This window comes from Streptosporangium brasiliense (genome assembly GCF_030811595.1).
Taxonomy (GTDB): Bacteria; Actinomycetota; Actinomycetes; order Streptosporangiales; family Streptosporangiaceae; genus Streptosporangium; species Streptosporangium brasiliense.
The window spans coordinates 3,895,737-3,910,756 of the sequence record NZ_JAUSRB010000002.1; the positions used below are offsets into that span (position 1 = coordinate 3,895,737).

The following is a 15,020-nucleotide window of genomic DNA, read 5'->3' on the forward strand; positions in this document are numbered from 1 at the left end:
CCTGTGCCGGGGGCGGCCCGGGCCATCGTGTCTCCCAGGCCACGGGCAGTCCGCCCGCTCTCAAGGGAGACATGATGAACGACATCTACGTCACGCTGACCGGCAACGTCGCGGCTCCGCCGCGCCAGCACACCTTCCCCGACGGCTCACGGGTCACCTCGCTCAAGGTCGCCTCGACGAGCCGTTACTTCGACAGGGAGAAGCAGCAGTGGTGCAACGGTGAGACGACCTACTTCGGTGTCCGCTGCTTCCGCGGGCTCGCCGACAACGTCGCCCAGTCGGTCCACGTGGGCCAGCCGATCGTGGTCCAGGGGCGACTGCGGATCCGCGAGTTCACCCATGAGGGCCAGCGGCGCTTCATGCCCGAGGTGGAGGCCGGCTCGCTCGGGCACGACCTGCGCTGGGGCCTGGGGAGCTTCAGCAAGCCGCAGCGGCAGGGGGTGGCCCCCTCGCTGGGGCGCGAGGAGCGGATCGAGCTCGACCATGAGACCTACGACTGGGCCATGGGCGGTGCCGTCCCCGCGGCGGCCGGGGCCGCCGGCGCGCTGAGCCTGGTGAAGGACGGGCCGGACGAGGGGGAGAGGGCCGGGGCGGGGAGGGGCCTGACGTGGGCGGGCGCCGCCGGGACCGGGCCGAACACGGAAGATCACGGCGTGTCCGAGGGGGAGACGGGGGCCGAACAGGAGAAGATGATCGCCAGGGGGGCGGACATGACCGACGGAGATTCCACGGACGAGACGCCGTGGCCCACGGAGGCGCGCATGGCGGCCTGAGACATGGTGGCCTGAGGCATGACGGCCTGGACGGACCACTGCCGGCGAGGGGCGCGCACGGCGCCCGAGACGGGCCGCCGCCGACAGGGGCGCTGTCGGCAGGCGGGGCAGAGGCTTTCCGGCAGCCGGAAGGCAGGGGCTTCCCGACGGCGGTTCGCGCATCTCCGGCGAGGAGTGAAGTGAGGTGTGTCCCGGAAGGGGACCGGAGCGAAAGAGGAGGGGGCATCGGCCGAGCGCGGTCGGTGCCCCGCCGGACGAGCGCGGAGACGCCGAGGAAACGGCCGATGGTCTTGCCCGTGTCAGATGCCCGAAGCACCTGTTAGGTCCAGGTCACGCCCCGCAGCATGGCTGCTCCTTTCCCACACGGTCCGCTCGCGGAGTGAGCGATTCCCAGTCGTGGGCCACCTGATGGGAGACCCACTCTGCCAAAGGTAGCGGTTGCTGTCGCGCGGCGCACACTCCGCAACTATCGTGTTACACATCGTTAGTCGGAGAAGGGGGCGACATGGCGGCACCCATTCACACCTCGGTCAAACGGCGCGGCGGCGTGGCGGCCTTGGCCAATCGGTGGCCCTTGCTTGGGCAGCGCCGTGCGCTGGTCGTCTACCTTTGCGGGATCGTGGCGCTGGATCTGGTGGCGATCGGGTTCTCCGCCCTGTCGACCGATTTCCGCCGGCAGGACCTGCTCACCTTCGCCGCGCTGATGGCGTGCGGAGCCGTCTGCATCGAGGCGACCCGCCGACTGGGCATGCCCGCCGGGGTCTCCCGTGACCTGCTGTCCGCCTGGTGGCTGCCCGCCGCGCTGCTCCTGCCCCCCGTCTACGCGCTTCTGGCCCCCATCCCGCTACAGATCCTCCTGCAGAAACGGGTGCGCGAGACGGTCGTCTACCGGAGGGTCTTCAGCTCGGCCGCGATCGGCCTTGCCGGGTGCGCGGCCTCGGTGCTGTTCCACACCGTCGTCGGCGACCTGACCGCCCTCACCGCGGGGGCCGGGGGGCCGATCCTCGTCGCCGTGGGCTGCGCCGTCCTGTTCACCGTGCTCAACACGGCGCTGATCGCGGTCGCCGCGCACACCGCCGCCCCCGACAGCCGCTGGCGGGAGGTCCTGTGGAACCGGGAGAGCCTGCTGCTCGACGTGGTCGAGCTCTGCCTCGGGGTCCTCGTCGCCATCACCTGCGGCCTGAACCTGGCGCTGCTGCTGCTGGCGCTGCCGCCGGTGGTCCTGCTCCAGCGCAGCCTGCTCCACGCCCAGCTGCAGGCCGCGGCCCGCACCGACTCCAAGACCGGCCTGCTCAACGCCGCGGCCTGGCAGCGCGAGGCCGACACCGAGATCGTCAGGGCGCGCCGCACCGGCGAGACGCTCGCCCTGCTGATCGTCGACATCGACCACTTCAAGCGGGTCAACGACACCTACGGCCACCTGATCGGCGACCAGGTCCTGGTCGGGGTGGCCGCCACCATCCGCAGCCAGCTCCGTGACTACGACGTGGTGGGCAGGTTCGGCGGCGAGGAGTTCGTCGTCCTGCTGCCCCGGGCGGACGTGACCGAGGCCCGCCGGGTCGCCGAGCGGCTGCGGTCGCGCATCGGGCGGATGGCGGTCCCGGCCGACGACAACATGGTCACCGTGACCATCTCGGCCGGCGTCGCGGTCATGACCATGCACGGCGACGACCTGATCGAGCTGCTCGCCGCTGCTGACCTGGCCCTTTACCGTGCCAAGGAGCTCGGCCGCGACCGGATCTGCCTACCCGTCACCACCGTGCCCCCGGCCCGCAGGCCGGGTCCCGAGGCCGCCCCTAGCTAAGGCTGACAGGCCCTAAGCTAGAAGGCATGCCGGAGTACATCTACACACTGCAGCGCGTGCGCAAGGCGCACGGCGACAAGGTCGTCCTCGACGACGTGACGCTGTCGTTCCTGCCGGGCGCGAAGATCGGCGTCCTGGGTCCCAACGGCACCGGAAAGTCGACGCTGCTGAAGATGATGGCGGGTCTGGAGCAGCCGTCCAACGGCGACGCCCGGCTCATGCCCGGCTTCACCGTCGGCATGCTTCAGCAGGAGCCCCCGCTCAACGAATCCAAGACCGTGCTCGGCAACGTCGAAGAGGGCGTCGCCGAGACCAAGGCCATGCTCGATCGGTTCAACGAGATCGCCGAGCTGATGGCCACCGACTACAGCGACGAGCTGCTCGACGAGATGGGCAAGCTGCAGGACGCGCTGGACCACCGCAACGGCTGGGATCTCGACAGCCAGCTCGAGCAGGCGATGGACGCCCTCCGCTGCCCGCCGCCGGACGCCGAGGTCACCCAGCTCTCCGGTGGTGAGCGGCGCCGGGTCGCCCTCTGCAAGCTCCTGCTCGAGCAGCCCGATCTCCTCCTGCTCGACGAGCCCACCAACCACCTGGACGCCGAGAGCGTCCAGTGGCTTGAGGCGCACCTGGAGAAATACCCCGGCACCGTCCTGGCCGTCACCCACGACCGTTACTTCCTGGACAACGTGGCCGGCTGGATCCTGGAGCTCGACCGCGGCCGCTGCCACGCCTACGAGGGCAACTACTCCACCTACCTGGAGGCCAAGGCGGCGCGGCTCAAGCTGGAGGGCCAGAAGGACGCCAAGCGCAAGAAGCGCCTGGAGGAGGAGCTGGAGTGGGTCCGCTCCAACGCCCGGGCCCGCCAGACCAAGAGCCGGGCGCGTCTGCAGCGCTACGAGGAGATGGCCGCAGAGGCCGACAAGCACCGCAAGCTGGACTTCGAGGAGATCCAGATCCCGCCGGGCCCGCGCCTGGGCACCACGGTCATCCGGGCCGAGAAGCTCACCAAGGGCTTCGAGGACCGCGTCCTGATGGACAGCCTCTCGTTCGACCTGCCGCGTAACGGCATCGTCGGCATCATCGGTCCCAACGGTGTCGGCAAGACCACACTGTTCCGGATGATCACCGGTAGCGAGACCCCGGACGACGGCGGCATCGTCGTCGGCGACACCGTGAAGATCTCCTACGCCGACCAGAGCCGCGGTGGCATCGACCCGACGAAGAACGTCTGGGAGGTCGTCTCCGACGGGCTCGACCACATCAAGGTCGGGCAGGTCGAGATGCCGTCTCGCGCCTACATCGCGGCGTTCGGTTTCAAGGGCCCGGACCAGCAGAAAAAGGCGGGCGTCCTGTCCGGCGGCGAGCGCAACCGGCTCAACCTGGCGCTGACCCTCAAGCAGGGCGGCAACGTGCTGCTGCTCGACGAGCCGACCAACGACCTCGACACCGAGACGCTCTCCAGCCTGGAGAACGCGCTGCTGGACTTCCCGGGCTGCGCGGTCATCACCTCGCACGACCGGTGGTTCCTCGACCGCATCGCCACCCACATCCTCGCGTGGGAGGAGGGCTCGAACTGGTTCTGGTTCGAGGGCAACTTCGCCGACTACGAGAAGAACAAGATCGAGCGGCTGGGAGCCGACGCGGCCCGTCCGCACCGCGTCACCTACCGTAAGCTCACCCGCGACTGACGCGGGGCCTCAAGCGGCCTCCGGCGCCCCGCCGTACAGCGGGGGCCGGAGGCCCGCTACCGTTTCCGATGTGTCTGGACAGAGCGTGACCGGCGACGTGAGCCGTACCCACCGGCATGTGTTCCCCAGAGCGGTCAGGTTCGCCGACATCGACTCGCTGGGCCATGTCAACAACGTCCGGTTCTTCGACTACCTCGAAGACGCCCGCCTGGAGATGTTCCACATCGACCTCCACCGGGAGGGGGCGGCGCCCTTCCGGGGGCTCGTGGTGGCCCGGCACGAGATCGACTACAGACGTCCACTGACCTTCCGCGCCGACCCGGTCCGGGTGGAGACGTGGGTGACGGAGATCCGGCCGGTGCGCTTCACCCTCGACTACGAGATCCGCGACGGCGAAGAGGTCTTCGTGCGGGCCCGCTCCGTGATGGTCGCCTACGACGTGCAGAAGGCCGCTCCCCGGCGGTTGAACCCCTATGAGCTGAGCTACCTGCGCAGGTTCGCCGCCGAGTAACGGGCCGGGGGAGCCTCTGCTCCGGCGGCCGTGGTCAGCCGGTGGTCCGAGGGCTGACGTCCAGTACGGCCTTGCCGGGGATCTTCCGGTCGAGCAGTGCCTGGGCGGCGTCGGCGATGCCTTCCCAGGGGCCGCGCCAGCCGACCTCGGGCAGGAGCCTGCCGTCGGCGACGAATCGCAGCAGCGTGGACAGGTCGGCGCCGAACGGGGTGGTGTCGCCGAAGCTGTTCATCGACCTGGACGGGCCGAGGGAGAAGAACGAGTACGGCGCGAAGACGGCCGGTTCGCCGGAGGCCCAGCCGATGTTCTGGACGCTCCCGCCGGGAGCGAGCAGCGCCCACGCGGCGGTGAGCTGGGGCCCGCCGACGTTGTCCAGGATCACGTCCACCGGCCGGTCCACGCCCTCCAGGCCAATGACCACCTCGTGGGCGCCCAGCTCGGCCAGGCCCTCCGCGCGCGCCGCCGAGCCGGCCGACGCGATGACATGCGCACCGCCCAGCGCCGCGAGCTGGACGGCGAGCCGGCCGACGCCGCCGGAGGCGCCGGTGATCAGGACGCGCCTGCCCAGGATCGGGGCGGCCCGCAGCGTGCGCAGCGCGGTGACGCCGGCCATCGGCAGGGCCGCGGCGTCGGCCAGGTCGACTCCGTCCGGGACCTCGGCGACGGAGTCGGCGTCGACGGCCATGCGCTGCGCCCAGGCGCCCGGTCCGAAGGCCGCGACGCGGGCCCCGACGGCCGGGCCGCTGCCGTCCGCGGCGGCCTGCGCCACGACGCCGGAGGCGTCGTAGCCGGACACGGTCCCCGGCTCCTGCTGCCGGGCGAAGGCGATCTCTCCGTGGTTGAGAGAGATGTGACGCACGTCGATCACTGCCTGGTGCGGGCGCGGTGCGGGCTCGGCGGCATCGTCCACCCGTAGGGCCGCGGGGGCGGTCGGGTCGACGACGAGCGCACGGATGCTCATTGGTCCTCCTCGTGAGGCGACGGATCTCTGTCCTGACGCCGTTACCGGACCGGCGGTCCGCTAGGGAGCGGTTGTATCATATCGGACTGACGGTCCGCTAACTGGAGGACAACGGATGGCCGAAGAGCGTCACGAGCGCGCCAACGCGGCACGGAACCGGCGAGCGGTCCTTCAGGCAGCGGAGCGGCTGCTGGAGGAGGGCGGGGACGAACACGTCTCCCTCGACCGGGTCGCGGCTCTCGCCGGTGTCGGCAAGGGCACTGTTTTCCGCCGCTTCGGCAGCCGCGCCGGCCTCATGCAGGCGCTCCTCGAAGAGCGGTCGCTCGCCTTACGGGAGGCCGTCAGCCAGGGGCCGCCGCCGCTGGGCCCGGGGGCGCCCGCGAGAGAGCGCCTGCTGGCCTTCCTCGACGGGCTGGGGGGCATCGCCGAGCAGAACGCCGCCCTCCTGACCGCCCACGAGCAGGCGTGCGCGGAGGACAAGCACGCCGACCCGAGCTACCGGTTCTGGCACCGCCACATCCGCGACCTGCTGGCCGAGGAGCGTCCCGACCTCGACACGGAGTTCCTCGCCCACGCGCTGCTCTCGGTGTTCGACGGCAAACTGATCAGGCATCTGACACGCGACGATCCACGGCGCTTCACCGCGTCCGTGCAGGAGATGGTCATCGCCCTGCTGACCTCGCCGCCCCGCCGCTGACCGCCGGACGCCCGGAGCACTCCTCCGCCACCGACCGCCGGGCCCCGGGGCACTCTTCCGCCGCCGGGCCGTACGGCGAGACCCGCGCCGGACCTGCCGCCGGCGGCTCGGGGCGGGTGCGCCGACGGCGGTCCGGGACGTGTGCGCCGGGGACGGCTCTCAGGAGGTGCTGAGCCAGGCAGCCGTGTCCGGCGGGAGCAGGTAGCCGTCGACGGGGGCGCTGCCGATCAGCACCCGGTCGTGCGCCGGGAGCGGCACCGCCTCGGATCCGCAGTTGATGACGCAGGTCAGGGGGCCACGGGTGAAGAAGAGCGCCCCCTCGGGGGAGTCGAGCCAGATGATCTCGTCGGTGAGCGAGCCGCGCAGCTCGCGGCGGGTGCGCAGGGCCTCCTGGTAGAAGCTCAGGGTCGACCCCGGATCGCTCGCCTGGCGGTCGGCGCTCAGCGCGGCCCACTCGACCGGCTGGGGCAGCCACGGCCGGGCGCCGTCGGGTGAGAAGCCGTACGGCTCGGCGGCGCCGGACCACGGGATGGGGACCCGGCAGCCGTCCCGGCCGGGCAGCTTCCCCTCGGAACGGGCGAAGATGGGGTCCTGGCGCGACTCCGGGGGAAGGTCCTTGACCTCGGGGAGGCCGAGCTCCTCTCCCTGATACAGGTATGCCGACCCCGGCAGGGCGAGCATGGCCAGCAGCGCCGCCCGGGCGCGGGCCAGGCCCGTCGTGGAGTTGTCCAGGCCCTCGCCGTACCGGGTGACGTGGCGGACCACGTCGTGGTTGGACAGCACCCAGGTGGGCGCGGTCACGGCGGCCAGGGTGTCATCGATGACCTTCCGGAACGCCGTCGCGGACCAGGGCGCCTCCAGCCAGGCGAAGTTGAAGCTCTGGTGCAGCTCGTCGGGGCGGACGTAGCGGGCGAGGTCCTCGGCGGAGTCGGTCCACACCTCGCCGATGGCCATCCGCTCGCCCGGATAGGAGTCGAGCACCTTGCGCCATTCGCGGTAGACCTCGTGCACCTCGGGCCGTCCCCAGATCGGCGACTCGGCCTTGAAGGCCTGGCCCTCCGCCGGGGTGTCGGGCAGGCCCTCGGCCTTGTGCAGGCCCATCGCCACGTCGATCCTGAACCCGTCCACCCCCCGGTCCAGCCAGAACCTCAGCACGTCGAGGAACTCGGCCTGCACCTCGGGGTTGCGCCAGTTGAAGTCGGGCTGTTCGGCGGCGAACAGGTGGAGGTACCACTGCCCGTCGGGCGTCCTGGTCCAGGCCGGGCCGCTGAAAGTCGACTGCCAGTTGTTGGGCGGCAGCTCACCGCCGTCCCGGAACAGGTAGCGTTCGCGACCCTCACCGCGCAGCGCCGCCTTGAACCACTCGTGCTCGGAGGAGCTGTGGTTGGGCACGATGTCCACGATCACCCGCAGCCCGTGGGCGTGGGCGTCGGCAACGAGCGCGTCGAAGTCCGTCAGGGTGCCGAACAGCGGGTCGACGTCGCGGTAGTCGGCCACGTCGTAGCCGCCGTCGGCCATGGGGGAGCGGTAGAAAGGGGTCAGCCAGATCGCGTCCACGCCCAGCTCGGCGAGGTAGGGAAGGCGCTGCCGGACACCGGTGAGATCGCCGACGCCGTCTCCTGAGGCGTCGGCGAAGCTGCGAACATAGATCTCGTAGACGACGGCATCACGCCACCAGGGGGTCTCCATGTGCATGGATTGCCCTCACCTGGCGGGGTTTATGCGTCAGGGGCGTTGACCATGCTGTGCGCTGCGTAGACGAGGTAGTCCCACAGGCGCTTCTCCAGGTCGTCGGGGAGCTCCAGCGAGATCACCGCGTCGTGCATGTGCTTGAGCCAGGCGTCGCGCTCGGCCGAGCCGATGACGAAGGGGTTGTGCCGCATCCGCAGCCGCGGGTGCCCCCGCTGGGCGCTGTAGGTGTTGGGCCCACCCCAGTATTGGATCAGGAAGAGCCGGAGCCGGTCTTCGGCCCCGGCGAGGTCGTCCTCGGGATAGAGCGGTCGTAGCAGTGGGTCGTCCACGACGCCTTGGTAGAAGCGGTGGACAAGACGCCGGAAGGCCTCCTCGCCGCCGACCGCGTCGTAGAAGGACTGAGGTTCCTCGGGGATAGCGGACACGCCCCCAAGCCTAAGCGACTCCGGCCGGCCCCATGCCTGGGCGAGGTCAGCCGGCGATCGCGATGGAGGCGCGGTCGAGGGCGGACTTGATCCGGATACGGAGCTCGCGGGCGACCTCGGCCTGCCGGGAGGGGATCGTCTTGGCGCTGATCCGGAAGACGAGGGCGGTGTCGGAGATCTGCTCGATCCCCCAGACCTGGGGCTCCTCGACCATGATGCTGTCGCGGTAGGAGGAGTCGTTCCACATGTCCTCGACCACGTCCTTGAGCAGGTCGCGGACCGCCGGGATGTCGGAGGCGTAGGCCACCGGGACGTCCACGGTCGCGCGGGACCAGCCCTGGGACTCGTTGCCGACGCGGGTGATGGTGCCGTTGCGGACGTACCAGACCCGGCCGTCGAGGTCGCGCAGGCGGGTGATGCGCAGGGTGACCGCCTCGACGGTGCCGACCGCCGCGCCCGCGTCGATCACGTCGCCCACGCCGTACTGGTCCTCCAGGAGCATGAACATGCCGGCGATGAAGTCCTTGACCAGTTCCTGGGCGCCGAAGCCGACGGCCACGCCGACGATGCCGACGCTGGTCAGCAGGGGGGCGATGGGGACGGAGAGCCGTTCCAGGACGGTCAGGGCCGCCGTGCCGAGGATGACGATCGAGGCGACGGGCCGCAGCACCGAGCCGATGGTCTCCGCGCGCTGCCTGCGCCGCTCGGCGGCGACGGCGTCGAGCCCCTCCAGCGTCACCATCTGCTTGCCGCGCAGCCGGCCGGCGATCGAGCCGCCGTTGGCCGAGGACGCGCGTTTCACCACGCGGGTGATCAGCCGGTTGGCCACGTTGCGCAGGAGGAGGGCGATGGCGACGATGAGAACGATGGCGATCGCGCTCGCGATCACAGGTGCCCAGGCGGCGGGCAGGACGGACTGCATGAGGCTGCAGATTACCCCGCCGCCGTTCTCACACCCGTTGGTCAGGCCGGCGCCCATCCTGAGAATGTCATCGACCACGGGTGCGCCGGTGGCGTCGGTGGTGGGTGCGGGGGTGGGGGCGAGCAAGAACACGGAGCAGATCCCTCTCGGATCGGATCGGTGGGCAGAACGGGCAACTCGCGTTGCCTACCCATATTGCCGACCGAACCGGCCGCCGTCACATCACGCCGGGGAGACGGGAGGTCCGGGCCCGGGGCCGCGGGGGGCGGGGCCGGACACTCCGGTGACGGGCGGCTCGGACGGGGCACGCACCCGGAAGCGTGTCCCGTGCCGTTTCCGAGGGGGATCCCTCCGATCACCGTCCGGACGGATCCGGACGGCAGTCTGCGTTTGATGTTCCGGGGCCGGTGGGGTGCCCAGCGTCCGAGGACGCTCCGCACCGGTCACCCCGCCGGCCCCGCCGAGCCGCGGTGGGGGCGGCGGACCGGAGGGCTGCGACTCCCTCCGGGCCACCGCTCATCTCACTCCCCCACCGCGGCGAGTACGCGTGCGACCTTGGTCGCGGCACCGGCCGGGTCTTTCGCCGTGTGCATCCGCTCTCCCCAGGACCACCAGTAGTACCAGTCCCGGTGGCTGGGGGCGGCCTGTGCTCGGCAGGTGACGTTCTCCGCCAGGCTGGTGGCGTTCGGGTTGATCACGCGCACGAAGGCGCGCCCCGCCTGGGTCCGCACCACTCGGGCGTGAAGTCCGCGCGAGTCGAGTTCTGACACCAATCGCTCCAGGTGTCCGAAGTCGTCTTCCCCCACCTCGTCCCTCCTCATATCGCCTGTCCCGCACCGGATCGTGTCCGTTTGATTACACGGATCAGTGCTGGTTGGCCAAAGATGACTCACCTGGGCCGATGGGTCAACGGAGGGGAGACCAAGATCAGGATGCGCCTTCTCCCAAGTAGGTTGAAAGAAGCAGTCCGCTGGTGGACGATCCTTAGCCGATGGCTCTATTCGCGCGTTCCTGGTGAGCCAAAGTTGGTCCATCATTCTCGGTAGGCACAGTGCGACAACTAAATCACACTGAGTCAGCGGGAGAGGACCGGTCGGGACTAGTGTGCCAGCCAGCCCAGCTGGCCGCGAGAGAGGGGCCGGTATGTCCGGCAGGCAGCACAGGGAGACGGAGTTGGCGCGGCAGATCCGGGCCAGAGGTCTGGCGGCGGGGCGCGAGCCGGCTCAGATCGCCGAGGAGATCCACGACAGGTGCGGTCCCCAGTTCGGGACCACGCGGATCAAGGGTCATCGCCTCGCGCACGGTGTCGCTCTCGCCGACGTGATCGAACAGATACGGGCGCTGTTCGAACGCGACGGCAAGTCGGCGCCGGGTATCGGAGAGACGCTCCTGTCCGCCTATGAGAGCGGGCTGAAGCGTCCGGGGCCCGAATACCTCCACTACCTGTGTTCCGCCTACCGGGTCGAGCCGGCCTCCCTCGGATACGACGGTCCGTGCATCTGCGGCCACGGCCACAAGATGCCCGGCACCGGCCGAGGTGATCTCCAGGATGGAAGACCCGACACTTCCCCTGGTCCGCGCGAGCTGTCGATCAAGCCGACCGGTGGCGACCCTTCCGCGGACGGGGGCGAGGAGGACGAGAACGTGCTACGGAGGACGCTTTTGCAGCTCCTGGCCGGCACCGGCGTGGCGCTGGACGGACAGGTGCTTGGATCTGTGGAGAACATCCGCAGGAGGATGGACGAGACCCTGGTTTCGGCCACCGTTTCGCCTGCGATGCTCGACCAGTGGGAGGAAGCCACCATCGGCTTCGGCCGGCAGTACATGAACACACCGCCGCTGCGGCTGCTGTGCGACGTGCTGCTGGAGTTCAGCGCCGTGCGCAAGGCCATGGAGCGGCGCCAGCCGGTGGACCTGCAGGAACGGCTGTGCCGGATGGCGGCGCAGCTCGCCGGGCTCAGCGGCATGATCATGGTGAACCTCGGCGACCACAGGATGGCCCGGTCCTTCTTCAGGACCGGCCGGACGGCCGCCGACGACACCGGGGACCGCGCGCTCCGCGCCTGGGTCCTGGCCAGGGAGGCCCTGGTCCCGCTCTACTACGGGGATCCGCGCGAGGCCCTCAACCTCGCCAGGAAGAGCCGGGACCTGGCCGGTCAGACGCCGTGCGCCGCCCAGGCGATGGCCCCGGTCTTCGAGGCCCGCGCGCTGGCGATGATGTCGGGGGCGGGCAAGAAGGACGTGGTCGACCAGGCCAAGCGGGCGCTGTCGCGGGCCAGGGCGGCCTTCTCCCAGATGACGGCGGCCGACCAGGACGACGCGACCTTCGGCTACACCGAGCGTCAGCTCTACTTCCACCAGGGTGACGCGCTGGTGAAGCTGGGGCAGGCGATGGAGGCCGATCTCATCCTGGAGCAGGCCCTCACCAAATACGGCCCGGGAGACTGGCTCGATCCCACGATCATCAAGTTCGACCGGGCCACCTGCAAGCTCCTCGAAGGCGAGTTGGAGGAGGCGCTGGTGATAGCCAAGACGGCGCTCGCGGGGCTGGGCGAGGGCTGCCGGCCCGACATCCTCATGCAGCGCGCCCACGAGGTGGCCAGGGCGGCGGAGGCCAGGGCCCCCGGCCACCCCGCGCTCAAGGACTACCTTGAGACGTTGCGCGCCACACCGGCGGTGGACCCCGTCGCGGACGCCGCTACATGAGGCTCCGGCGCTATCGCTGGTCCGACCTGGAGTCCGTCTGGGCACTGCATCAGATCTGTCTCGCTCAGGTAGGTCTCGCGCCGGGGGACGGCGTCTACTACGAGGACGACTTCCCGCAGATCAACGAGATCTACATCGCCGACCGGGGGGAGTTCCTGGTGGGTGAGGTCCCCGGTGGACGCGTCATCGCGATGGGCGGGCTCCGCCGTGTCGACGACCGGACGGTGGAGATGTGCCGCCTGCGGGTCCATCCGGAGTTTCAGCGGCGGGGGCTCGGCGCCCGGATGGTCGAGGCGCTGGAGAAGCGGGCGATCGAGCTGGGCTACGTGCGCCTGCGCGGGGACACCACAATGAACCAGCCGGCCGCCATCGAGCTCTACCGCAAGTATGGCTGGCGGGAGATCGGACGGGAAGAGCGCGGGGGGTGCATCGTGCTTTATGGGGAAAAAGATCTCGTTGAGGTCATGTCGCAGCTTGCTCCATTTAAGTGACCTAAGACTGATTTAACGCTGAGCATTGCGATCCGGCGAAATGCCAGAATACTTATTCATCGTACCTGTAGTCATTTCCCGTGGGGGGTACGATGAAAAAGATCATTGTCCGTAAACCCGGCACCGCCACGTTGAGCGGGGCCGCCAGCGTCATCCACAAGGGGTGAGGGAGCATCTCTGGCTGACCGGGTCGTTCCCCGGTGACCGCACGGATCCGTCGGCCCTCGTGGTACACGGGCACCGGCGGTCGCGGGGCCCCTACACGGTCGGCGGCGCGATCCTGCGCGAGGTCGTCCCCGAGGTCCTGGAGAGGGCTCCGGCGCAGGTCGCGGCCCACGACATCGAGATCCGCAGCGTGGCCCCCGATCTCCGGGATCGGGTGGCCGCGCGACGGCAGGGCGTGGACGCGCACATCGATGACGACGAGCGGATTCTCGTGCCCGCGCCCCGTCGCACCCTGCGGCTCGCCAACGGGGTGGCGGAGTTCCTCAGCGCCTGCCTGCGCGGGTCCCGCACGCTGGTCGTGACGGACGTCCACGAGGCCGACCCGACCGACCTCGAACTGCTCGCGGTGCTGGTCAGGCGGTTGGATCCCGCGCTGCTGACGATGGTGCTCTGTTCGGGACAGGCGCCACCGCCCTGGTTCCGCGGCCGGGTGGCGGGCTCCGGCGGACCGGTGCCCGCCCGGGTGTCCGCGGGCCCGGACGGGATGCCGCCGGATGCCGTCGCCGCCGCCCACGTGGCCTCCGAGTGCACCGACGAGTGGTCGCGGGCCGCCTACGAGGCGCTGGACCCGGCGGAGCGGGCCCTGCTGCACGACCTGCGGGCCGACGAGCTGGAGGCCGCGGGTGAGTTCTCCGCGCGCCTGGGCGCCGTCCCCTTCCACCGTGAGCACGGCTCCGACCCCCGCGGACGCGGGGCCGGGGCGCTCTGGACCGCCGTCGACCACTGTGTCAGGGAGGGTTTCCTGGACGCGGTGGCCGAGCTGGGGCGGCGCGGATCGCGGCTGGCCGAGCCCGGCTCGGACCTGTGGTGGCGCTTCATCCAGCGTACGGCCACCGCCCTGGGGGCCCTGTCCCGCCAGGAGGAGGCCCGTGACCTCTACGAGCGTGCCCGCCGCGGCAGCCAGGACCCCGCGGTGCACGCGGCCTCGGCCTACGGCACGGCCATGCTCGACGCCCGCCATCCCGACCCGGCCCAGCGGGACCTGGGGCGCGCGACGGGCTGGATCAACCAGGCCGTCGCCATCTCCACCCTGCTGCCCGACCGGGGTGAGCGGGCCTTCAAGCTGGGGTTCGACCGCAACGGCCAGGCTCTCGTCGAGACGCGCCTGGGCCGGCCGCGTCAGGCGCTGGCACTGGTCGAGTCGGCCATCGAGCTGGCACAGGAGGATCTGCCGCCGGGACGGCACCCGGTGCACCGGATGGTGCTGCACGCCAACCGCGGCCGACTCCTGGCGGAGCTGGGCCGTGCCAAGGAGGCGCTGGAGGAGTACTCGGCGGCGATCGCCCTCGACCCGTTCTTCGCCGACCACTACCTGGAGCGGGGCAACCTCCTGTTCCGGCTCGGGCTGACCGATGAGGCGCTGGCCGACTACGAGGCCGCCATCCGGGTGAGCCCGCCCCTGCCCGAGGCGTACTACAACCGGGCCGAGCTCCGGCTCGCGCTGGGGGACCTGGAGGGAGGTCGGGCCGACCTCGACCACGTGCTGGAGCTGGACCCGGACTACCTGGACGCCTACATCAACCGGGCGGGCGTGCGGGCGGTGCTCGGACTGGAGGCCGAGGCGCGGGCCGACGTCGCGGCCGGGCTGGCGCTCATGCCGGGCAATCCCCACCTGCTGACCGTGAAGGGGCAGCTCGACACCGCGTCCGGGCGGTTCGAGGAGGCCGCGCGGGCCTTCGACACCGCCCTGGAGAGCGCCCCCGCCCTCGGCGCCGCCTGGGCCAACCGGGGCATCCTCCGCTACGAGACCGGTGATGCCGAGGGCGCGGTGACCGATCTGTCCAGGGCCATCGAGATCGAGGAGAGCCCGGAGCTGTACTTCAACCGGGCGACCGCCCTCCAGGCCCTGGGCAGGGAACAGGCGGCGCAGGAGGATCTGCGCCATGCCCTCGACCTCGACCCCGACGACCCGGCCATCCGTGAGGCCCTCGGGCTCTAAACGGGAAGACCCGGACGTGGCCGGGGTCCACGCTGAGCCGTGCCGCTTGGGTGGGAGGGGGTGGGGTGGGGTGGCTTGGGTGAGGTGAGGCGGGGTGAGGTGGCTTGGGCGGGGAGAGACTGGGGCGAGGTGGACAGAAACCCCACTGGAGGAGAGGTCAGCCCCTCCGAGGTGAGCTTTTCT

The 15,020-nt window shown here is 70.6% G+C and carries 13 protein-coding genes; 8 read left to right on the plus strand and 5 right to left on the minus strand.

What is annotated here, in order from left to right; all coding sequences use genetic code 11:
* Nucleotides 1-71 precede the first annotated feature (71 nt).
* From J2S55_RS26600 to J2S55_RS26615, 4 genes are all read left to right on the plus strand, one after another.
* The gene (locus tag J2S55_RS26600; protein ID WP_306866210.1) at nt 72-773 is read left to right on the plus strand and encodes a single-stranded DNA-binding protein; all 702 of its coding nucleotides are present in this window, start codon (nt 72-74) and stop codon (nt 771-773) included.
* Nucleotides 774-1,278: 505 nt separating this feature from the next.
* Nucleotides 1,279-2,577 (plus strand): GGDEF domain-containing protein, encoded by a 1,299-nt coding sequence (locus tag J2S55_RS26605; protein WP_306866214.1) that lies wholly within the window; start codon nt 1,279-1,281, stop codon nt 2,575-2,577.
* Nucleotides 2,578-2,603: 26 nt separating this feature from the next.
* The gene (ettA, locus tag J2S55_RS26610; protein ID WP_306866216.1) at nt 2,604-4,268 is read left to right on the plus strand and encodes an energy-dependent translational throttle protein EttA; all 1,665 of its coding nucleotides are present in this window, start codon (nt 2,604-2,606) and stop codon (nt 4,266-4,268) included.
* Nucleotides 4,269-4,338: 70 nt separating this feature from the next.
* On the plus strand, nt 4,339-4,779 hold the full coding sequence (locus J2S55_RS26615; protein ID WP_306866219.1) for an acyl-CoA thioesterase: 441 nt from the start codon (nt 4,339-4,341) through the stop codon (nt 4,777-4,779).
* Nucleotides 4,780-4,813: 34 nt separating this feature from the next.
* Here the strand turns inward: J2S55_RS26615 and J2S55_RS26620 are convergent, their stop codons facing one another.
* Nucleotides 4,814-5,740 (minus strand): zinc-binding dehydrogenase, encoded by a 927-nt coding sequence (locus J2S55_RS26620; protein WP_306866221.1) that lies wholly within the window; start codon nt 5,738-5,740, stop codon nt 4,814-4,816.
* Nucleotides 5,741-5,855: 115 nt separating this feature from the next.
* Between J2S55_RS26620 and J2S55_RS26625 the strand changes: the two genes are divergently transcribed.
* Complete coding sequence (locus J2S55_RS26625; RefSeq protein WP_306866224.1) at nt 5,856-6,437, plus strand: TetR/AcrR family transcriptional regulator; 582 nt, start codon at nt 5,856-5,858, stop codon at nt 6,435-6,437.
* Nucleotides 6,438-6,596: 159 nt separating this feature from the next.
* On the opposite strand, the gene J2S55_RS26630 is transcribed toward J2S55_RS26625, so the two are convergent.
* From J2S55_RS26630 to J2S55_RS26645, 4 genes are all read right to left on the minus strand, one after another.
* Nucleotides 6,597-8,132 carry a glycoside hydrolase family 13 protein gene (locus tag J2S55_RS26630; protein WP_306866228.1) on the minus strand — a complete coding sequence of 512 codons (1,536 nt, stop codon included), beginning with the start codon at nt 8,130-8,132 and terminating at the stop codon, nt 6,597-6,599.
* Between the two features lie 23 nt (nt 8,133-8,155).
* Complete coding sequence (locus tag J2S55_RS26635; RefSeq protein ID WP_306866231.1) at nt 8,156-8,554, minus strand: globin; 399 nt, start codon at nt 8,552-8,554, stop codon at nt 8,156-8,158.
* 46 nt (nt 8,555-8,600) lie between these two features.
* Complete coding sequence (locus J2S55_RS26640) at nt 8,601-9,608, minus strand: mechanosensitive ion channel family protein (protein ID WP_306866233.1); 1,008 nt, start codon at nt 9,606-9,608, stop codon at nt 8,601-8,603.
* Between the two features lie 389 nt (nt 9,609-9,997).
* Nucleotides 9,998-10,282, minus strand: coding sequence for a hypothetical protein (locus J2S55_RS26645; RefSeq protein WP_306866236.1), 285 nt, complete (start codon nt 10,280-10,282; stop codon nt 9,998-10,000).
* Between the two features lie 337 nt (nt 10,283-10,619).
* On the opposite strand from J2S55_RS26645, the gene J2S55_RS26650 reads away from it, so the two are divergent.
* The 3 genes from J2S55_RS26650 (at nt 10,620) to J2S55_RS26660 (ending at nt 14,837) form a co-directional block, all read left to right on the plus strand.
* Entirely contained in the window at nt 10,620-12,182 is a 1,563-nt protein-coding gene (locus J2S55_RS26650) for an NsdA family TPR-like regulatory protein (RefSeq protein ID WP_370879702.1), read from the plus strand.
* Entirely contained in the window at nt 12,179-12,673 is a 495-nt protein-coding gene (locus tag J2S55_RS26655) for a GNAT family N-acetyltransferase (RefSeq protein ID WP_306866240.1), read from the plus strand. The genes J2S55_RS26650 and J2S55_RS26655 overlap by 4 nt, the downstream gene beginning before the upstream one ends.
* 163 nt (nt 12,674-12,836) lie before the next feature.
* Complete coding sequence (locus J2S55_RS26660) at nt 12,837-14,837, plus strand: tetratricopeptide repeat protein (RefSeq protein WP_306866242.1); 2,001 nt, start codon at nt 12,837-12,839, stop codon at nt 14,835-14,837.
* The last annotated feature ends 183 nt before the right edge of the window (nt 14,838-15,020 follow it).

Bases quoted from the DNA above. Each gene is read 5' to 3' on its own strand.
- J2S55_RS26600 (WP_306866210.1), top strand. From the start codon at position 72: ATGATGAACGACATCTACGTCACGCTGACCGGCAACGTCGCGGCTCCG.
- J2S55_RS26605 (WP_306866214.1), top strand. From the start codon at position 1,279: ATGGCGGCACCCATTCACACCTCGGTCAAACGGCGCGGCGGCGTGGCG.
- ettA (WP_306866216.1), top strand. From the start codon at position 2,604: ATGCCGGAGTACATCTACACACTGCAGCGCGTGCGCAAGGCGCACGGC.
- J2S55_RS26620 (WP_306866221.1), bottom strand. From the start codon at position 5,740: ATGAGCATCCGTGCGCTCGTCGTCGACCCGACCGCCCCCGCGGCCCTA.
- J2S55_RS26625 (WP_306866224.1), top strand. From the start codon at position 5,856: ATGGCCGAAGAGCGTCACGAGCGCGCCAACGCGGCACGGAACCGGCGA.
- J2S55_RS26630 (WP_306866228.1), bottom strand. From the start codon at position 8,132: ATGCACATGGAGACCCCCTGGTGGCGTGATGCCGTCGTCTACGAGATC.
- J2S55_RS26650 (WP_370879702.1), top strand. From the start codon at position 10,620: ATGTCCGGCAGGCAGCACAGGGAGACGGAGTTGGCGCGGCAGATCCGG.
- J2S55_RS26655 (WP_306866240.1), top strand. From the start codon at position 12,179: ATGAGGCTCCGGCGCTATCGCTGGTCCGACCTGGAGTCCGTCTGGGCA.